This is a genomic window from Aquimarina aquimarini (assembly GCF_900299535.1).
GTDB classification, from domain to species: domain Bacteria; phylum Bacteroidota; class Bacteroidia; order Flavobacteriales; family Flavobacteriaceae; genus Aquimarina; species Aquimarina aquimarini.
Genome location: NZ_OMKE01000023.1, coordinates 47,719 through 67,591 on the forward strand (window position 1 = coordinate 47,719; position 19,873 = coordinate 67,591).

The window sequence follows — 19,873 nt, forward strand, 5'->3', positions numbered from 1 at the left end:
GATAAAATAATTAAAATTAGTAATTAAAGAAGAACTATATAAAATGACAAAAAAGATAATATTTCTATTATTTGTATTAGGTGTAACAACAATACAGGCACAGAATGCCAAAAGTCTTTTGGATGAAGTTTCAAGCAAAGTAAAAAACTATTCTAATATTGTAATTAGTTTTAAATATGCTATCAATAATCCAGCAGAGAATGTTTCTCAAGAAACTAGAGGAGATGTAACATTGCAAGGAAATAAGTATCTTCTTAATTTGATGGGAGCAAAGCAAATGTATGACGGAAAAAAATTACATGTAATTATCCCTGAAGATGAAGAAATTAATATTTCTTCTCAAAGTGAAGATGATGATGCCAGTGTGACACCTTCAAAAATGCTAACTTTTTATGAAGATGGATACACTTATAAAATGGATATTGTTCAAAATGTAAACGGAAGAAAAATCCAATATGTAAAATTGATACCTATCGATTCAAAAAGTGATTTAAAAGAAATATTACTTGGTATCGATAAACAAACCAAGCATATTTATAAAATGATTCAAAAACAAAATAATGGTACCAATGTGACTATAACAGTGAATAGTTTTAAAACCAATCAGCCGTTATCAAAAACATTATTTGTATTTGACGAATCAAAATATGGTAATTATTATATCAATAGGTTAGATTGATACTAACAGAAAAATATTAAAAAATAAAAGAACGGGTGTAAATGATTACACACGTTCTTTTATTTTTTAATAAATGTATACTTTTGGCTATTAGAAAAAAGAAAACGTGTGAAAATTCTTGATAGATACATTTTAACAACCTTTGTAAAGACTTTTTTTCCTCTCTTTATAATTATTATGTTTATCCTATTGTTACAAACAATATGGCTATTCATATCAGAATTAGCAGGGAAAGATTTAGATTTTTCGGTAATCTTAAAGTTTTTGACATTTGCTACACCAAGGTTGATTCCTATGGTATTGCCACTTACAATTTTACTAACTTCAATTATGATTTTTGGGAATTTTGCCGAAAATTATGAATTTGCAGCAATGAAATCCTCTGGGATATCTTTGCCAAGAGCCATGAGGACATTATCTGTTTTTATCTTTTTTGTGGGGATAGGAGCATTTATTTTCTCGAATACAGTTATTCCATCATCAGAAAAAAGGTTTATTAATCTTAGAAAAAATATCGTCAAGGTTAAACCAGCAATGGTTATTACGCCAAATCAATTTAATGATTTGGGAAATATAAACATTAAAGTTGCAGAAAAATATGGTGATAATGATGAATTGCTTAGAGATGTTATTATTCATAAAAAAGCAGCACGACCAGGTAATTTTACTGTAATAAAAGCAGTAGGAGGAGAGTTAAAAGGTAGTGTTAATTCTGATTTGGTAACCTTGATACTTAATGATGGAAATTATTATGATGAGATACATCAAAAATCTTCTCATAAGAAAAATAAACTTCCCTTTGCCAAAACACATTTTAAACAATATATACTTAATATAGATTTATCGTCTTTGGGTAATGTAGATATGGATGCTCAACAGTACAGTAAAGGATTTAATATGCTTAATGTAAGTGAGCTAAAAAATGAAATAGATTCAATATCAGGTAAAGTTAATAGAGATGTCAAAAATATAAATGCCGAAATCGATAGAAGAATTGGACATGACGGATTAAATAAAAATATAAAGATAGATACGTTGCAGACTGCTAGTTTAGATACACTTGATGTTAGAGACTATTTTGAAACACAAGACAAAATACGAATCTACCAGATAGCATCTTCAAATGTAGATGCAGTACTTAGAAAATTAGAAACTGCACAAAAGAATGTAACATTCAGACAACGAGCTCTTAATAAATATGAAATGTCATTACATAATAAATATGCTTTAGGAATTTCTTGTATTTTATTATTTTTTGTCGGAGCCCCTCTTGGAGCAATCATTCGTAAAGGAGGATTAGGACTACCTATGGTTATAGGAGTTGTATTATTTTTAACCTATCATTTTATCGGGATTTTTGCCAAAAATGGAGCAGAAGAAGGAGGAGTCCCTCCATTTGTTGGTTCTTGGCTTTCTACATGGATTATATTTCCATTAAGTATATTTTTGACATACAGAGCTGCAACAGACCAAGGGATCTTTAATATGGATATAATTATTCAGCCTATTAGAGATTTTTTCAATAAGAAAAAAGAACGAAAAGAGCAGAAGGAACTTCAGAGAATGATAGAATCAATAAGTAGGGTTAAATCTACCGATGCTACCTATCAATTGATGGCGGACTATGAGTATGAGAAACTCAAAGACGTTGTGATGAATTATAAATTAGAAGAGTATGATGAAGACTATAGAATAACTGCATTAAAAATCTTAGAAGAAAAAGGAATTACTATAGAAGAATTAAAAAAGAAAGGACATTTTCAAAATGAAGATTTTGATAGAGCTACTAGTTACTATAAAATGTTTAATGGATTCTCTATAGCCTCTTTTTTGTTTAGTATAACTAATACGGTTATTGTATCAAGTAATGTAGTTCCAGGTTTGATATGTATTTTGCTTTCTTTTGTAATGTTGTATGTAGCCATGAGTTATCATGGTCATTTTTATAGAGTACTTAAAAATAGAGCCAAGCCAACCAATGTTATTTTGGTTGTAATAGGAGTTCTCTTTTATGTAATTGGGTATTTCTATTTCAAAGGAACGATGCAACAAGACCTAAAAGCAACACGATAAAACCTTTTAGAAAGCCAAAAAAAAGAATTATATAAATTACCTTTGCCCAAAATAGCTTAATAAGACCCAAGAATTATGTCAAAAATTACCGAGACCAAAAATAAAATTCAGTTGAATACCATTCAAGAAGCCATTGAAGATATTCGGCAAGGAAAGGTGATTATTGTGGTAGATGATGAAGACCGCGAAAATGAAGGTGATTTTATTGCAGCCGCAGAAAAAGTGACTCCAGAAATGATCAATTTTATGGCAACTCATGGTCGAGGGCTTATTTGCGCACCACTTACCAAAGATCGTTGTGAAGAATTAAATCTTGATATGATGGTGCAGAATAATACGGTTCTTCATGAAACCCAATTTACAGTGTCTGTAGATTTGATCGGTCAAGGTTGTACGACAGGAATTTCTGTTCATGATCGTGCAAAAACTATAAATGCATTAACTCAAGAAGATACAAAGCCTCATGATTTAGGGAGACCAGGGCATATTTTCCCGCTTAAAGCAAAAAATGGAGGAGTATTAAGACGTACTGGGCATACAGAAGCAGCTGTTGATTTAGCTAGATTGGCTGGACTTAAACCTGCAGGGATTCTTGTAGAGATTTTGAATGAGGATGGTACAATGGCAAGATTGGCACAATTAGTAGAAGTGGCAAAAAAGTTTGATCTTAAGCTGATTTCTATTGAAGACCTAGTAGCATATCGTATGCAACATGACTCTTTGATAGAGAAAAAAGAAGATTTTGATATAGCAACACGTTTTGGTAATTACAGGTTAAGAGCCTATAAACAAACAACTAATAATCAAATTCATATCGCACTAACATTAGGTACCTGGAAAGAAAATGAACCAGTACTGACAAGAGTAAATACGACTTTGTTTAATAATGATATATTAGGAACATTAACCAATAATGCTGATAAACGCCTAGATGCTATGTTTAAGCGTATTAATACAGAAGGTAAAGGGGCTATCATTTTTATAAATCAAGAAAGTCAATCTCTTAATATATTAGGGCGATTAAGTGCCTTAAAAGAAATTCAGAACGGTAAAGAAGTACAAAAAGCACCCAAAATAGCTATGGATAGTAAAGATTTTGGTATTGGTGCACAAATCTTACATGATATTAATATTCATAAATTAAGACTCGTTTCTAACACAGTGCAACAAAAGCGCGTAGGTATGATCGGTTATGGTTTAGAGATAGTAGAATATGTAAAATACTAATACGTGGCTTAAAGGTTAAGATAAGTCTTTGATATCTTGTCTCTAGGTTGTTTTTTTATAGGCTTATAGAGGAATACAGTTACTATTGTAATTGTTTAGTAAGCAATGATAGAGAGAGTACGATTTAGCTATCAAATGTACTTATTTCATAATTTGGTTTATGATTCTTTTTTAAGATTGTATATTCCCCAAATTATTATAATTAATTCTAAGATTAAACCAATTGTATACTGGATAGAGATTCCGTCTAGAAAGGTGCTTATTATTCTTCCAAAGGATAGTCCTCCCATAAAAATAATATTGCTAATTGTAGCGTTTCTCCAATGTGTAGGTTTTATTATACCAATACTCCAGTATATTGAAAATCCAATATATAGCCCCATCATTGCTCTAAAAATATTTTTGAGTTCTAAATTGGTGACACTAAACTCAAAAAATAAAGGTAAAATTTTATTTGGATTAAGACCATAAACTAAAGCAACTATACATACAATAATTGTAGATAAGCCAAGGTGTAAATTCTTAATAACCGTATTCATTCCAGTTGTTTTTACCCAAAATCATTAGAGAAAATACTAATTTAATAAATGTTCTTGTCTTGATGAGGTAAAAGAAGCATTACTAGTACCTGTTTTTATTTTATGTTAGATAATAGTAATGCTTATGTTGTGTTGTAGAACAGTTTTTATATGTGGCAATCAGATCTTTTGATAATTATTTTTTAGAGGTTAACTCATTCCATATTTTTTTGATAGATCTTTCTATATCAAGATTAAGCTCTTCACTGGTGTTTGTCATAAAATAATACCCTCTATTTTTTATAGGATCAAAAGAACAAATTGTTATGATTCCATGGGCAGAACCTGTATGCCCTATTTCACCACCTTCGACACCCCAAAAAATCCCTGTCATAGATTCTTTTATTTGACTGTATTTTGATTGAAGAGTAAACATTTCTTTATAAGAGGCTACAGACAATAATTTCCCTTTACCATGATAACCTCTTAACATCTCTATTAGGTATTTACTGAAATCAGAAGTGTTGGTGATCAATCCACCGTCTGCTTTGGTGATCAATGAATATTTGGGAACCTCGATATCTTTTGTATAATATAATGTTGCATGATCTCTCATATTAGCATCATTGGCTCCCCAGCCAGTAGCATCCATATTCAATGGTTCAAAAATATATTTATGAGTATATTCTTCATAAGAAAAACCAGTAGCATTCTCTACAACAAAAGCGGCTAATGCAGCAGCAATATTACTGTATTTATATTTTTCTCCTGGAGCATTTTGTGTAAAATGATCTTGAGAATACCATTTGCCTGATGTCGATAGCACATTTTTTAAAAAAATAGATTCGTCCATTTTTACATTTGTACTTAATAACTCTACAATAGGTCTAAAATCTTCTGGAAAAAGAGAGAGATTTATTTGATTAGGAGTATCAAGGACATAGCTTTTGTAGTATATATCGCTATCAGTGATTCCTGATGTATGAGTAGCCAAATGGCGAACAGTAATTGGTTTGTCAGGGTGATGAGGGTGTATTATATCAAAAGGTAAATAAGTATTGATGTCTGTATCGAGATCAAGTTTACCTTGTTCTACCGCTTTCATTACCGATAGCGCGATAATAGTTTTTGATATAGATCCTATACTCTGAGTGGTGTATTTTGTATATTCTTTATCTTCCTTTACATCAGCATAACCAAAAGAATGCTGGTACAAATATTCTTTATCATCAACTATTGCAACAGAAAATCCAGCCAAATCTGAAGAGTCATATAATTCTTGTAACTCTATATGAGTCATCAAAAGATCATCATCTGTATCACAAGAGAATAATAAAAATGCTACTAATGAGAGTATGATTAAATTTTTCATTTGTTTTAATTTTGGTTTATAAAGATGTTACGATTGTTTTGAGTTCAAGCATAAGTGATTTTGTCAAATCACTATAAGTGTTTGATAATTATATAGGTATGAAGGTATAGGGTGTGAGTTGTATGTAGAGTACATCGCAAAGTATAAGTAATGTATCTAGCGTGCTAAATTTAGCTTGTATTTTGAGGTGTTATTTTTGATGAAAATCAAGTAATGATTTCCATTGAAAATTAATTGGAAACCATTCTTCACAAGTTATAGGGTCATTTGATTCTTTTTTAAGATATACTTTATTTCCTTTAGAAAATACATATACTACGTTGAGACTATTTTTTGGTTTATTCATCATTTGGTATGTTTTTTTTATAACGATTTCTTCCAAGGTTAAACACGCCCATTTTTATTCCTAGACCGATAGAGTACCCATTGATTCTGGTTGCTGTTGCTTGTGGATGCAAATTAAATTTGCTAGAGAATCTATATTTTACACCAGCTTCTAGTTGCACATATCTAGAGATATTAAACAAAACATTGATTCCTGGTTCTATGACAAAGATTTCATCCCAATCTCTTATGCTTAGTTCATCTTCATTGTCATCTATTTTCTTTAAGCCATCAATGTATCCAACAGCACCACCACCTATCAATACAGGAAAAGATAAATTTACTATAGAAGGAGTAAAAAAGATAGGTTCAAAATGGAGTCCTAAATAGCCACCAATGAGATCACCTTCTATTTTTTCATCAGTATTAAATTCAACACCTTCTAGTGAATTTTGATCAGAATAAAAATTTACACCAGCAATCCCAAATTCAAATTTTTGATTAGCAACATAAGCTAATTTTAAATTCAGTGCAATAGTACCTCTGTTATTAATTTCTCCAAAAGATCCATTAAAACCCAGATACACCCCGTGTAAAATGTTTTTTCGATCATTAAATTCTATATAATCTTTATTTTCTTGCGCGAGACTTATAGAAATAGAACCAATTAGAGTAAAAAGGAATATAATTTTCACGTGTTTCATTATACTATGTTTGTTGTTTTATAGACAAGTTGAATTTGTAATGGTTGCATTCAACTCTCTTTTTTTTCTGTTAAATTTATTGTAGTAGTAATTTTGAGAATCAAAGAATACATGGTATCATTCTTTTAAAACGATTACTCCTTTTTTTCCTGTAATCTGAAAATTCCCCATAGAAGAACTGCTACCATATTTTGCGCTGATTTCTCTAATTCTTCTTCTATCATCAATCACATTAGTTTTTATATTAGAAAATGATTTGGGGATACGTAATAACCCTTGCTCTAATGATGCTTCAAAATCCAATGTTGTTCCTGCTATATTTATACTAAGCTCAGATGAATTTTGATTGATTGTGATGTTGGCATTTGTTTTTTGAATTTTAGAAATCCATACATCAGCAACCTCCATCGTAAGGTTAATATTTTGATATACTGTACTTAGATTCATATTTGAAAACATAAGCTCTCCTTGAATATTTCCTGTTTTTTCAATAGCTATCTGATCTTTGCTAGAATGTATTTCTAATAACTCTACATGTTCAATTTTTATAACAGTTCCACTACTATTTATTTTAAGATCTTTGGATGTTTCAATATCAATTTCACCATTTTTGAATCTGATATTACCATAGGTTATTGATTTAGTTTTTAATTTCCCAAATTTCATTTCTATGTTAGCATTGTTAAGATCTTTGTTGACCCACATATCACCATGTTGTACATTAGCCTTTAGTTTTCCATTCCATTCACTTAAAATGACATCCCCAAATTTGTTTGTAATATTAATTTCTGCATTAAAGGGAAGACGAACAGAATAGTCGATTTGAATGTTACCTTTATCAAAATCAAATGGATTTGCTTTATCAAAAAATCTAGATAATAAGCTACTGTTTTTTTCCTCTATAACTGAAACAATTTTTATAAAATCTTCTGTTGTATTGATTACTGGTTTAATACGCTTGAGTAATTCTAAGGCTTCTTCTTTTTTCTTTTTTATGACCTGTATTTTGATGTCTATTTGAATATTTTTTTGATCCCATCCAGTGATCATAATATCCCCATATTTATTTTCAAGATGTAATTCTCCAGCATTGGTTAGAGGGTATGTTTTTTCTATTTTTTTTGATACTTTCTCCTGTGCTTGTAGACTATTTGTTACAAGTAGAGGTATTAGCGCCAATAAAAACAGATGTCTATAAAATGTAGCCTTCATTGTTATTCGATTTTTTAGAATCATTGATCTGTTTCAATAAATTTTCTATCAATTCAATTCTCTTTTTATAATTATTAACAATGGCTTCTAAAATGTACTCATTGTTTAAATTCTTTGTCATTTCCAGTTTTAAAATGTTATATTCTTCATCAAGCTCATCCATAAAGGATAAAAACTTTTCTTTATCTTGAGGTTGTAATTTGGGGTTATTCTTTACAAGTTGTACTTGAAATGATACTAGATCTTTATAATAAGTATCTATGTCTCTTAATTCTTGGTGAACAATATTATTTTGTGTGCCAGACCTAAATCCATTAATAATAAACGAATTAGTGAGTGAAAATACCCCTACAAGTATTAAGATACTTGCTGCTATTTTGAGTAGAGGAGATTTCCATAAACGGATGGTTTTAGGAGGTTCTAATTCAGACTCAATTGCTTGCCATATTTTTGACTTATCAGCCTTATGTTCATCAAATAGATGTTTGTTTTCTGTAATGTATTTTTCAAAATTATCCATCGTACTTATAACACATTTACAATTTCAATTAATTTTTTCTTTGCTCTATGGTATTGTGATTTAGATGTTGAAACCGTAATACCTAATATTTCAGCTATTTCTATATGGTCATACCCTTCAATCAGGTAAAGACTAATAATTTGTCGATACCCATCAGGCAATATTTTTATGGCATTTTTTACCTTATTAATATCATTAGATTTGACGGGCTCACTTACTTCCTCGCCAATATGATATTCATGTTGATCAAGAGGAGTGACGGGTATTTTTTTTAATTTTAAATAGTTTATACTTTTATTAATTACAATTCTTTTTAACCAAGAACCAAACGTACTTTCATACCTGAATGATGTTAAATTCTTGAACGCTTCTACAAAGCTATCTTGCACAATATCCTCTGCATCTTCTTTTATGCCAAGCATGCGCATACTTATATTGTACATGGCGTCTACATAGAGCTCATATAACCGGTATTGCGAATTCCTATCACCAGACTTGCTTTTTTCTACAAGGTCTTTGTGAGTATAAAGGATGTTGGTTTCCAATTAATACTTTATTGTAAGTTCCTTTAAATATACTTTTCTTTTAATTATAATCATTGACAGCTCAAAAATATAAAGGTTGCATGAGAAGGCGATAAAAATTGTATTTTTTTATTGGATAAAGAAATAATCGATTTGTAGAAGAGTTAGTTCTTTATAAACAGAGGGTTCTGCTTATGTTTTTATAATAATATCATTTACACTTTGAATTTACCGCAATAAAATTCTCTCAAGCTAATTTGATGATTGGAGTGCTGAGTGCCAGGAATTTTTAAATAAAATTTGATTTTTTCTAAAAAGAGTTGTGGTTTTATCCCAGGACCGATCATCGGTATCTTGAATTAGTTTTGTCTCTTTTGTAAGCTGAAAATCGTTGTGACTCTTTAGATATGCATACTCTAATTTAATGATACAACTTTCGTATGGATTTGTGTAGTATCCTGAATAATAAATAGCAAGTTCAAATCCTTTTTTGTTCAAGATAACATCGGTCAAGGGGTCGTTATCATTATGAATTATTAGACTTTTATTAAAAGAATGTAGGGTGTAGGAATCAGATGAGTTTCCTTGTAAAATTGCAAAAATAGAACGTTTTTTTAAAGAATAGTCTAGGTTACGAGCATACACAAAAGCATCAGGATATCCATCTGAGTTAAAGTCATGAACCTTGTAGTAGCCGAGTTGATATCCTTTGAATTCTTTGCTAACAAAAGATTGTATTTTTTGAGTAGTAGTGTTTTTTTTGATTAGCTTGCCATTGGAAAAGGTGTATGTTATTTCTATATTTTTTCTGTCTATATTTTGAAAAACAGTATTTGATAAGTCAGAAGAAGGAGTATCTATAGATTCACTTTCTGATTGAATGTCAATAATATTATTTTTTATTCCATTGGTAAACGAAGGAAAAATAACAGTATGTCCTTCTGATAACCCACCATCTCCAATACCTGTATTGTCTATAAAATGTTTTATTTGATTCCCATCCCAACTATAGATTGTGTCTCCTCCAGTTTCTCCACAGCTTTCTGCATAATGACAGCCTCCAATTAGTTCTTGAACCTCAGGAATACCTAGGTTGCCTAAAGGAACTAGGTTGTCTATAGAGGCTTTGATTTTGTCTAGAATCTCGCCATTTTTTATTGCCCATATATGGTTGTTATATGCAAGAAACAACAATCCTTTGGTTTTTGTGCTTTCTATGCCATACGTAGAAATAAAATTCCTCCATACATAAGCCTTTTGATTATTATGCTTAATTTGAGTCCAATATCCTTTTTTACCGTTTATTGTATCTAACTGATGTTGTATGTCTAATACTTCAAATTTATCCTGGATATTGCTGTTTTTTACAATCTGAGAAGTTATAGATGGAGCTGAACGAATATTTACATTATTGGCAGTGATAAACCCCCATTGTTTGTTAGATAAAAAGGGTAGAGGTAGATCTTTGGTAAAAGGAATTAGTTTTTTGTTATGCCATTGGTATAGTAAAGCAGTGTTGTTTGTAAATGTAAAAATAATAATCTCCTTGTTGTTGCTATTATATGTTGACCCGATACTAAATACACTATGCAATGATTGAGTTGGTTTTATTTCTATAAGTTGGTGGTGTATTTGTTGCTCTTGATATAATACTTTTACTCCAATTTTATGTTCAGACTCTTGTTTTATCAATATCTTATAATCTGTATCGGTGTGGAACCTAAATGCTGATGTGGCAATAAGATGGTTCCATACATAGGCAATTTTATTTTTATAGTTGATTTCGACCCAATGACCAGCAATTTTATTGATAGTATCTCTTTTTTGAGAGTGTGTTATCTCTAATTCTTCTCCAGGGTTAAAAGTAGCAACTACTTTTGATTGAATAGAGGGAGCAGTTCTTATATTTACCTTGGTATTATAAATTACTGAAGGTGTATGTAAGTGATTTTGAAACTGACTGGGTTGAGAAATTACCTTAATAGATGTGCATAAAAGAATAAAAGTAAAATAACGAAACATGAGTGTGACTTTATAAGTGCTTAAGGTATAGGTACTACTATGAGCTGGTAAGATAAAAATAAAAAACCTGTGTGAAACTGAATCACACAGGTTTTTTTATATACGTATTTTATTGATTATGCTTCGATAATCATATTTAATGTCTTACTTGGTCTCATTGCATTAGCAACTTTGTCTGCATTTGGCCAGTAATACCCACCCATGTCTACAGTGCTACCTTGTGCATTATTTAATTCACTCATAATTGTGGTTTCATTATCTTCTAGTTGTTTTGCAACCGTTGCAAATTCACTTTGAAGATCATTATCCTGAGTTTGTTTTGCAAGCTCTTGTGCCCAATAAAGCGCTAGATAAAAATGACTCCCTCTATTATCAAGTTCATTAACTTTACGAGAAGGTGATTTTTTATTGTCTAAAAACTTAATAGTCGCTTGATCCAAAGCTTCAGCAATAATAGTTGCTTTTGGATTGCTATTTACTTCTCCTAAATGTTCAAGAGAAACAGCAAGAGCAAGAAATTCTCCTAGAGAATCCCATCTTAAATGTCCTTCCTTGTTGAACTGTTGTACATGCTTAGGGGCAGAACCTCCTGCACCAGTTTCAAATAAACCACCACCATTCATTAAAGGAACAATAGATAACATTTTTGCACTTGTACCTAATTCCAGAATAGGAAAGAGGTCTGTGTTGTAATCACGTAATACATTACCAGTTACAGAAATGGTGTCTTTACCTTCTTTGATTCTTTCTAGTGAAAATCGTGTAGCCTCTATTGGAGACATAATTCTAATATCTAAACCAGAAGTATCATGGTTAGGTAAATATGCATTTACCTTTTTTATTAATTCAGCATCGTGTGCTCTGTTTTTGTCTAGCCAGAAAATAGCAGGTGTATCGGTAGCTTTTGCTCTATTTACAGCAAGTTTTACCCAATCCTTAACAGGCGCATCTTTGGTCTGACACATTCTCCAGATATCTCCTTGTTCTACAGAGTGCTCAATAATAACATTTCCTGATGTATCTACAACACGTACAACCCCTGCAGTTTTAATTTCAAAAGTTTTATCATGAGATCCGTATTCTTCGGCTTTTTTAGCCATAAGTCCTACGTTAGGAACTGTTCCCATCGTAGTAGGGTCAAAAGCACCGTGTTTTTTACAGAAATCAACAGTCTCTTGGTAGATTCCAGCATAACTACTATCAGGAATGACAGCTTTTGTATCTTGAGTATTACCTTGCGTGTCCCACATCTGTCCAGAGTTACGAATCATGGCAGGCATAGATGCATCTATAATAACATCACTAGGTACATGCAGATTGGTAATTCCTTCATCAGAGTTTACCATGGCTAATTTAGGCCCTTTTGCATAACAAGCTTGTATGTCTGCTTCTATCTCAGCTCGTTTGGCATCTGATACTTTTTTAAGTTTGTTGATAAGATCTCCAAAACCGTTATTTACCTCTACGCCAATTTCTTGAAGTGTAGCTGCGTGTTTTTGAAACACATCTTTGAAAAATACCTCTACAGCATGACCAAAAATAATAGGATCAGAAACTTTCATCATTGTAGCTTTCATGTGCAAAGAAAATAATACATTTTTTTCTTTTGCATCTGCTATTTGTTCTTCAAGAAAAGTGATAAGTGCTTTTTTACTCATTACAGTAGCATCTATAACTTCTCCTTCTAGTAATGCTATTTTTTCTTTTAGAACAGTTGTCGTTCCGTTTTGATCTAGAAGCTCAATTTTTACATCTCCAGCATTTGCCATAGTAACAGATTTTTCGTTGGAACGAAAATCTCCATCAGACATAGTTGCTACGTGTGTTTTTGAATCAGCACTCCAAGCTCCCATAGAATGTGGGTTTTTTCTAGCATACTGCTTTACTGGTTTAGGAGCTCTACGGTCAGAATTACCTTCTCTTAATACAGGGTTAACTGCACTACCTTTTATTTTGTCATATCTACTTTTGATATCTTTTTCAGTATCATTTTCAGGTTCTTCAGGATAGTTTGGTAGATCATATCCTTGAAGTTGTAATTCTGCAATAGCAGCTTTTAATTGAGGAACAGAAGCACTTATGTTTGGAAGTTTGATGATATTAGCTTCAGGTTGTTGGGCAAGTTGCCCTAATTCTGATAGCGCATCATTTTGTCTTTGTTTTTCTGTTAGTTTTTCAGGAAAACTAGAGAGGATTCTCGCAGCAAGAGAAATATCTTTTGTTTCTATGTTGATATTTGCTGTCTTGGTAAATTTTTTGACAATAGGTAAAAAGGAATATGTTGCCAAAGCAGGTGCTTCATCAGTTTTGGTGTACACAATTTTTGAGTTATCAACTCCCATATTTTTGTTTTTTTGATAGGGGGTCCTGAGGTTTTCTAAGGTCTGAAAAAGGATAGTGGCCCCTATAGTTTATTATATTATTTATCTAGGAAATAACCAGTTGTCTATTTTTTCTTAGTAAAAAATAAAAATAGTACTAAGATTATAATAATTTGTAGTCATAGAATTTCCGAGCGCGAAGATACAAATCTAGTCATCCAAATGCAACCGCTGCATTGTTAGTTTTGCGTTAAAGAAGGTTGAATTACAGTTTCTTAAAAATAGCGGTAAAAAAAATGAAAGATGTAAAAAAATAAACCTTTTTTTGAAGATACTTTCAAAAAGATAAAAAGCCATATCAAGAATATAAATATTTTGATATGGCTTTATCAGAAATAAGTATAATGCTAGCTGTTTTACCCGCTATTAAATAAAAACTTTCGTTAGTTATAACATAATGTCTTATTTCCTAATTTTGAGTAGATTTAAATGTATCGAAGGTTGATATATTTATTTTTCTACTCATTGGGCTAATACAAAGTGCTTATGTTTCTAAATTACTTTTGTAATTTTTCAGTCCTTCACTCGAGTAGCCTGATGCCGTTTATAATTAAAAAGGTGTCAAAACTTAATTTTTTCTTTCGAATTTCATTTTGAAATGATTCTAAAGCGAAGCCCTTATGTGATTTCAAGTATGTACTCAAAAAAATAACTTTCGTTTTATATTTATTTTAATTGTAAACTGGTCTTACAATGTTCAAAGAACGTTTGTTTGTATAAAATGGTAAGGAATCCTTGTGTCATCTCATACCATAATGTGTAATTCTATGCTAAATATAATGAAAATCAATTGTTCTGTGAAGAGAGTGTATTGTTTTAGTTATCAACCGTTTATGAACTAGAGTTGTTAACTTTTGTTCATAAAAAAAGGTTGCCATAAATGACAACCTTTTTTGTGTAAGAAATTATATTTAGTTTCTTTTTTCTTTGATACGAGCTTTCTTACCAGTAAGTTCTCTAAAGTAGAATATACGAGCTCTACGAACTTTACCTCTTTTATTAACTTCAATTTTTTGAAGTGCTGGTAAGTTTACTGGGAAAATACGCTCTACACCGATTGTACCAGACATTTTTCTGATAGTAAATGTTTCAGTAGATCCAGTACCTCTTCTTTGGATTACAACTCCTCTAAAGAACTGTGTACGTGTTTTATTTCCTTCCTTAATTTCATAATAAACAGTGATAGTATCACCTGCAGAGAATTCAGGGAATTCTTTTTTTGCTACAAATTCGTTTTGAACAAATTTTACTAAATCTTCCATTTTTGATATAGTTCTTGGGTTTTATTAAAGCAACATTCGCGATTTTCGCCAGAGGTTGGTCTAATCAGGGTGCAAAAATAAATATTATTTAATGATTTGCAAGTGTTTTGAGATTATTATTCAAATAATTAGAATTAATAGATGTCATAAAAAAAATAGGTTTATATTTTCTTTCAAAAAACTTAAAGCCTTTGATATTTGAACTTCTACTGTCTTTATCGAAATCCCTAATTCTAAAGCAATTTCTTTATATTTCTTTTTTTCAAATTTACTTTTTATAAAAATCTCTTTACAACGAGGTGGTAATTTTTTTATAAGAGAATTTATTTTTTTTAGCCTAATTTCATACCTGGTCTCTTTTTCAAAATATGTTTCAAAAATCAAATCCCATTGTATTTTTTCTAAAGAATCAGATTTTCTTTTCTCCTTTTTTATATGTTGTAAAAAACGATTGTAACAAGATTTGAATAGATAGCTTTTTAGCGAAGTAGTAATTAAGAGAGTATTTCTTTTTTCCCAGATATAAATAAAAGTTTCTTGAACAATATCTTCAGAAAGTGAATGATCGTTACTTAATTTGAAGATATAATTACATAACCAATTATAGTAAGTAGAAAATAAATGCTGATAAGCATCTGTATCTCCTTTTTTTAATTTTTCAAGTAATTTTTCTTCAGACATTTTTAATTAATATGCTTCAAATTTAATAAAAAATCAAAATTGAATAAGGGTTTTTGAGATAAATGTTATCATATAGTTAAAAAAGCGGTATATGCATAAAATAGAATTCCTGATAAATCAATATGTAAAAGGTGAAATTTCTTATGAAGAAAAAGAAGATTTGTGGAATTGGGTAAACCAAAATGAAGATAATCTCAATTATTTTAGAAAATACTTGATAGAGAATGATAGTTTGATTGTAACAGATTTTGATTCTGAATTAGCGTATCAAAAATTTAAAAATACTATCAAGGCGCGAGGTAAGAAGAAAAATAATGTAAGGAGACTTTATAAATATGCCGCTGTTTTTATAGTGCTGTTAAGTGTTGGGTATTTTATGAAAGAAGGTTTTTTTATGAGAAAAAGAATTGTTGAACCAAGTATCGTAAGGTTGGTTGATAAGGAGTTAACTAATAAAAAGGTAGAAATAAGATTAGCAGATGGTAGTGTGAAAAAAATAGAATCTCATCAAGACAAAGAAATAACGAATGGTTTGGGGGATATAGTTGCTGTTAAAAACGGAGATATTATTGATTTTAGTTTGAATAAGAATTCGAATACAGTAGAGCTTGTATATAACGAGGTGTCGATTCCAAATGGAGAAACTTTTAAAATTAAGCTTTCTGATGGTACTTTGGTGTGGCTTAATGCTGGTTCAAAGTTACGTTTTCCACAACGTTTTATAGAAACTTCTCATCAACGATTAGTGTATTTAGAAGGGGAAGCTTTTTTTGATGTGACAAAAAATAAGAACAAACCATTTATTGTGCATGCAGATCAGGTAGATATTAAAGTGTTGGGAACACGTTTTAATATATCTAGTTATACTACAGATACAACTATAAAAACTACACTTGTAGAAGGAGCTGTGATTGTATCTGAAAAAGATAATCCAGAAAAACAACTTCATTTAAGTCCTAGTTATCAGGCTTCGTTTGACAGGAAAAAGAGTGCTATGGTAAAAGAAAAGGTAGATACATCAATATATACCAGTTGGATGCAGGATAGATTGGTAATGGATAATTTGACATTTTCAGAAATCTTAACAAAGTTAGAACGTAGTCATAATGTCATTTTTATAAATAATGCCAAAAAAATAAATACAGAGAAATTTAAGGGAGAGTTTGAAAAAGAACAGCGTATAGAAGATATATTAAAAACTATATCATTAAGTACATTTTTTACGTATGAAATAAATCAAAATAAGATTACCATATCCAAATAAAAAGGAAGGTGAGGCAACACCTTCCTTTAGGATGACCATTAAAAATAGAAGTTTAACGATCAAATTGCATTTCAAAATTATGAAAAAAACTAATCATTGTGATAGTTTTCGGGGTGAAAACTATTATAGTAAAACTGTATGTTGTAAAATGAAACTATCTTTCGTTTTAATATTTATGACAATAGTCGAGTTATCAGCGACTACGGTTTTTTCACAAAACAAAATTGATTTCAACTACAGAGATGTTCCGTTGAAAAAAATATTAGATGAAATTAAGCTACAGACTGATTTTAATTTCTTTTATAATATAAAAGAAATAGATGATAAAAAAAGAATGTCGTTTAAGGCAGAAAAAGAACCATTGAGAGTGGTCTTAAAAAAGTTGGGAGATCAGGAGTATTTGGATTACACTATAAATGGTAAACATATCATTTTGACAAAACGAAAAGTTCTTAATAAGAGTACTCTTCCGCCTGTACAAGAAAAAGAAATAAAAGGAGTGATAAGAGAAGATAGTGGTAACCCTTTACCAGGAGCAAATGTGTTGGTTAAAGGGACTGATATAGGAACACTTTCAGATTTTGACGGAAACTTTTCTATTCAAGTACCAGATGGAAAACAGATATTGATTATATCGTATCTTGGGTTTGCCACGACAGAAGTGAATATCAAAGACAAAACAACTATTGATGTAACTCTTCAAAGTGAGGCTAATCAACTTGAAGATGTAATGTTGGTGGGGTCTCGATCTAATGTTGCTCGTACAAATGTAGAAAGAGCAGCTCCTGTAGATGTATTAAAAACCCAAGACCTAGTATCTACTGGTCAAACAGAACTAGCACAACAAATACATTTTCAGGCGCCTTCGTTTAATTCTACAAAATATGGGATTGTAAATGTGACTTCTTATGTAGATCCTGCTACCCTTAGAGGGTTGGGTACGGATCAAACATTAGTGCTTATTAATGGAAAAAGAAGACATCAATCTGCAGCATTAAATGTAAACCGAGTTGTGGGTAGAGGGTCTGTAGGGACAGATCTTAATGCAATTCCGTCAGCCGCTATAGAACGAATAGAAATTTTAAGAAGTGGAGCAGCAGCCCAGTATGGTTCTGATGCAATTGCTGGTATTGTAAATCTGGTTTTAAAAGATGATTATAATAAAAATTCTATTACTGCAAAAAGTGGAATCTCCTCTAGGAGTGATGGGGCAGTGTATGACTTTTCTGTAAACCTAGGAAACAGGATAGCAGAAAAAGAAAATAGTTATTTGAATACAACTTTCTATTTTCATCATAATGAAGAAACAGATAGAAAAGACACCTATTCAGGATTTGTTTTTGATAGAGATGATGAGGTAAATGATGCGTTACTAGTTGAGCAAAATGGTTTTGATAGAGATAAGGATATAGGAACAAAATTTGGGCAATCAAGAAATACAATGGGAGCTGTAATTTTTAATGGAGCGTATCCTATAAATGAATCATGGGAAATCTATGGGTTTGGTGGAATATCTCATAAGAAATTATTGTCGTTTGGTTTTTTTAGACAACCTGGTAGGACTGAGCGTTCTGTACCAGAGATTTACTCTTTTGGATATTCACCTCTATATCCAGCAACCTCTACAGATGCTCAAGCTTCTTTGGGTGTGCAAAATGATTTGAGAGATGGATGGAATTTTGACCTGAGTGTTACGTATGGTAAAAACTGGCTAGCTACTTATACAGAAAATGCTGCAAATGCCAGTTTTGGTATTTTCACGCCAACTGAATTTTATTTAGGAAATAATAATTTTGGGCATACCTCTGTAAATACTAGTATTTCTAAAACATACAGAGATATGAATGTGTTAAAATCATTATCACTGGCTTTTGGTGCAGAATTTAAAAATGAAGAATATCAAATTACAATTGGTGATAGAGTGTCTTATACAGAAGGACCTTTTGCTGATCAAGGAGAGTTCTCTTCTAGTGGAAAAATAGGTTTTTCTCCTAGAGAGGCGGTCGATAAAAATAGAGCTAGTTATGGGGTGTTTGCTGATATAGAATCAGATATTTCTGAGGCTCTTTTGGTGGGGGCAGCAGCAAGAGTAGAAAACTATGATGGTTTTGGGACTAATGTGTCGGGGAAATTAAATGCACGTTTAAAGTTTACCAAAAATTTCTCATTAAGAGCATCTGTAAATAGGGGATTTAGAGCGCCTTCACTACACCAGTTAAATTTTAGTGCCAATGATCCTCAGTTTGGAATAAACGCACAAGGAGAAGATGATTCTATTAATATATTGCATATACGCAATGATGACCCAACAGTAGGAAAGTTAGGGTATGGTAATCTTGATGCAGAAACATCTTGGGATTATAATATTGGAATTACCGCCAAGCTAGGGCAAAAAATTCTATTGACCTTAGATGCTTATCAAGTAGATGTACAAGATCGTATTATTATCTCAGAATCACTAGATGTTAATGATGTTGGGCTTCCTGAATTATTTACAGAACAAAATATAGCTGAAATTCAATTTTTTACCAATGCGGTAGATACCAAAACAACAGGTATTGATTTCGTTGGAACCTATACAGAACGATTTGGTGCAAATGATGATAAAATATTTACAACAACCCTTTCTGCAACTCTTAATAAAACAGAGTTCAATAGTGAGGTAAGAACATCTCAAGAATTACAAACACTGGGAGTAACAGAAGTAGTCGGAGAGAGAATGAGAGGATTGGTAGAAGTAGCACAGCCTAAGAATAAATTTATCTTATCTCTAGATTATAAATCAAAAAGATTTTTTACTACAGTAAGATTAACTCGATTTGGTGAAGTGTCTGATGTGGATTCTAGAGATGATAATGGAGATTTTCAGGTAAAAGATGCAAAGATTGTAACTGATTTATCATTAGGTTTTAATTTCTCAGAGAAATTTAGTTGGAACGCATCAGTGAATAATTTATTTGATGTTTTTCCTGATAGAAACTTATACGGAGGCACATTTAACGGTCTTTCTCCTTATGGAAGATCAACTAGCCAATTTGGCGTAATGGGAAGTTTTTTTAGCACTGGCTTCAACTTCAATTTTTGATATCTCTTTTTTAGATTTTCTGACT

At 31.2% G+C, this 19,873-nt stretch carries 16 protein-coding genes; 5 read left to right on the top strand and 11 right to left on the bottom strand.

Annotated features, from left to right (window positions below; translation table 11 throughout):
- Window positions 1–43 precede the first annotated feature (43 nt).
- The 3 genes from lolA1 to ribB all read left to right on the top strand — a co-directional run bounded on the left by lolA1 (window position 44) and on the right by ribB (window position 3,979).
- The gene (lolA1, locus tag DG508_RS11350; RefSeq protein WP_108868249.1) at window positions 44–679 is read left to right on the top strand and encodes an outer membrane lipoprotein periplasmic chaperone LolA1; all 636 of its coding nucleotides are present in this window, start codon (window positions 44–46) and stop codon (window positions 677–679) included.
- Between the two features lie 108 nt (window positions 680–787).
- Window positions 788–2,752 carry an LptF/LptG family permease gene (locus DG508_RS11355; RefSeq protein WP_108868250.1) on the top strand — a complete coding sequence of 655 codons (1,965 nt, stop codon included), beginning with the start codon at window positions 788–790 and terminating at the stop codon, window positions 2,750–2,752.
- A 75-nt stretch (window positions 2,753–2,827) separates the two neighbouring features.
- Window positions 2,828–3,979 (top strand): 3,4-dihydroxy-2-butanone-4-phosphate synthase, encoded by a 1,152-nt coding sequence (ribB, locus tag DG508_RS11360; RefSeq protein ID WP_108868251.1) that lies wholly within the window; start codon window positions 2,828–2,830, stop codon window positions 3,977–3,979.
- Window positions 3,980–4,137: 158 nt separating this feature from the next.
- On the opposite strand, the gene DG508_RS11365 is transcribed toward ribB, so the two are convergent.
- The 11 genes from DG508_RS11365 to DG508_RS11410 all read right to left on the bottom strand — a co-directional run bounded on the left by DG508_RS11365 (window position 4,138) and on the right by DG508_RS11410 (window position 15,499).
- Window positions 4,138–4,518 carry a DUF4345 domain-containing protein gene (locus DG508_RS11365; RefSeq protein ID WP_108868252.1) on the bottom strand — a complete coding sequence of 127 codons (381 nt, stop codon included), beginning with the start codon at window positions 4,516–4,518 and terminating at the stop codon, window positions 4,138–4,140.
- Window positions 4,519–4,693: 175 nt separating this feature from the next.
- Window positions 4,694–5,869: a serine hydrolase domain-containing protein gene (locus DG508_RS11370; RefSeq protein WP_108868253.1), complete on the bottom strand. Its 1,176-nt coding sequence runs from the start codon at window positions 5,867–5,869 to the stop codon at window positions 4,694–4,696.
- A 190-nt stretch (window positions 5,870–6,059) separates the two neighbouring features.
- The gene (locus DG508_RS21020) at window positions 6,060–6,218 is read right to left on the bottom strand and encodes a hypothetical protein (RefSeq protein ID WP_159090797.1); all 159 of its coding nucleotides are present in this window, start codon (window positions 6,216–6,218) and stop codon (window positions 6,060–6,062) included.
- Window positions 6,208–6,897 (bottom strand): hypothetical protein, encoded by a 690-nt coding sequence (locus DG508_RS11375; RefSeq protein WP_108868254.1) that lies wholly within the window; start codon window positions 6,895–6,897, stop codon window positions 6,208–6,210. The genes DG508_RS21020 and DG508_RS11375 overlap by 11 nt, the downstream gene beginning before the upstream one ends.
- Window positions 6,898–7,014: 117 nt before the next feature.
- Window positions 7,015–8,109: a hypothetical protein gene (locus DG508_RS11380; protein ID WP_159090798.1), complete on the bottom strand. Its 1,095-nt coding sequence runs from the start codon at window positions 8,107–8,109 to the stop codon at window positions 7,015–7,017.
- Window positions 8,090–8,629 (bottom strand): hypothetical protein, encoded by a 540-nt coding sequence (locus DG508_RS11385; RefSeq protein WP_108868256.1) that lies wholly within the window; start codon window positions 8,627–8,629, stop codon window positions 8,090–8,092. The genes DG508_RS11380 and DG508_RS11385 overlap by 20 nt, the downstream gene beginning before the upstream one ends.
- 5 nt (window positions 8,630–8,634) lie before the next feature.
- A complete protein-coding gene (locus DG508_RS11390; RefSeq protein ID WP_108868257.1) occupies window positions 8,635–9,174 on the bottom strand; it encodes an RNA polymerase sigma factor in 540 nt (179 codons plus the stop codon).
- 231 nt (window positions 9,175–9,405) lie between these two features.
- The gene (locus DG508_RS11395) at window positions 9,406–11,175 is read right to left on the bottom strand and encodes an SH3 domain-containing protein (protein ID WP_108868258.1); all 1,770 of its coding nucleotides are present in this window, start codon (window positions 11,173–11,175) and stop codon (window positions 9,406–9,408) included.
- A 116-nt stretch (window positions 11,176–11,291) separates the two neighbouring features.
- On the bottom strand, window positions 11,292–13,517 hold the full coding sequence (locus DG508_RS11400; protein WP_108868259.1) for an NADP-dependent isocitrate dehydrogenase: 2,226 nt from the start codon (window positions 13,515–13,517) through the stop codon (window positions 11,292–11,294).
- A 950-nt stretch (window positions 13,518–14,467) separates the two neighbouring features.
- Window positions 14,468–14,818 (bottom strand): 50S ribosomal protein L19, encoded by a 351-nt coding sequence (gene rplS, locus DG508_RS11405; RefSeq protein WP_108868260.1) that lies wholly within the window; start codon window positions 14,816–14,818, stop codon window positions 14,468–14,470.
- Between the two features lie 144 nt (window positions 14,819–14,962).
- Entirely contained in the window at window positions 14,963–15,499 is a 537-nt protein-coding gene (locus tag DG508_RS11410; protein ID WP_108868261.1) for an RNA polymerase sigma factor, read from the bottom strand.
- A 91-nt stretch (window positions 15,500–15,590) separates the two neighbouring features.
- Here DG508_RS11410 and DG508_RS11415 point away from each other — a divergent pair, with 91 nt between their 5' ends.
- Window positions 15,591–16,763: a FecR family protein gene (locus DG508_RS11415; RefSeq protein WP_108868262.1), complete on the top strand. Its 1,173-nt coding sequence runs from the start codon at window positions 15,591–15,593 to the stop codon at window positions 16,761–16,763.
- Between the two features lie 175 nt (window positions 16,764–16,938).
- A complete protein-coding gene (locus DG508_RS11420; RefSeq protein ID WP_159090799.1) occupies window positions 16,939–19,848 on the top strand; it encodes a TonB-dependent receptor in 2,910 nt (969 codons plus the stop codon).
- Window positions 19,849–19,873: the final 25 nt, after the last annotated feature.

What these genes read in the sequence shown, in the direction of transcription:
- DG508_RS11400 (WP_108868259.1), bottom strand. Translation starts at nt 13,517, where the DNA reads ATGGGAGTTGATAACTCAAAAATTGTGTACACCAAAACTGATGAAGCA.
- DG508_RS21020 (WP_159090797.1), bottom strand. Translation starts at nt 6,218, where the DNA reads ATGATGAATAAACCAAAAAATAGTCTCAACGTAGTATATGTATTTTCT.
- DG508_RS11410 (WP_108868261.1), bottom strand. Translation starts at nt 15,499, where the DNA reads ATGTCTGAAGAAAAATTACTTGAAAAATTAAAAAAAGGAGATACAGAT.
- DG508_RS11370 (WP_108868253.1), bottom strand. Translation starts at nt 5,869, where the DNA reads ATGAAAAATTTAATCATACTCTCATTAGTAGCATTTTTATTATTCTCT.
- rplS (WP_108868260.1), bottom strand. Translation starts at nt 14,818, where the DNA reads ATGGAAGATTTAGTAAAATTTGTTCAAAACGAATTTGTAGCAAAAAAA.
- DG508_RS11395 (WP_108868258.1), bottom strand. Translation starts at nt 11,175, where the DNA reads ATGTTTCGTTATTTTACTTTTATTCTTTTATGCACATCTATTAAGGTA.
- ribB (WP_108868251.1), top strand. Translation starts at nt 2,828, where the DNA reads ATGTCAAAAATTACCGAGACCAAAAATAAAATTCAGTTGAATACCATT.
- lolA1 (WP_108868249.1), top strand. Translation starts at nt 44, where the DNA reads ATGACAAAAAAGATAATATTTCTATTATTTGTATTAGGTGTAACAACA.
- DG508_RS11420 (WP_159090799.1), top strand. Translation starts at nt 16,939, where the DNA reads ATGACAATAGTCGAGTTATCAGCGACTACGGTTTTTTCACAAAACAAA.
- DG508_RS11415 (WP_108868262.1), top strand. Translation starts at nt 15,591, where the DNA reads ATGCATAAAATAGAATTCCTGATAAATCAATATGTAAAAGGTGAAATT.
- DG508_RS11375 (WP_108868254.1), bottom strand. Translation starts at nt 6,897, where the DNA reads ATGAAACACGTGAAAATTATATTCCTTTTTACTCTAATTGGTTCTATT.
- DG508_RS11365 (WP_108868252.1), bottom strand. Translation starts at nt 4,518, where the DNA reads ATGAATACGGTTATTAAGAATTTACACCTTGGCTTATCTACAATTATT.
- DG508_RS11380 (WP_159090798.1), bottom strand. Translation starts at nt 8,109, where the DNA reads ATGAAGGCTACATTTTATAGACATCTGTTTTTATTGGCGCTAATACCT.
- DG508_RS11385 (WP_108868256.1), bottom strand. Translation starts at nt 8,629, where the DNA reads ATGGATAATTTTGAAAAATACATTACAGAAAACAAACATCTATTTGAT.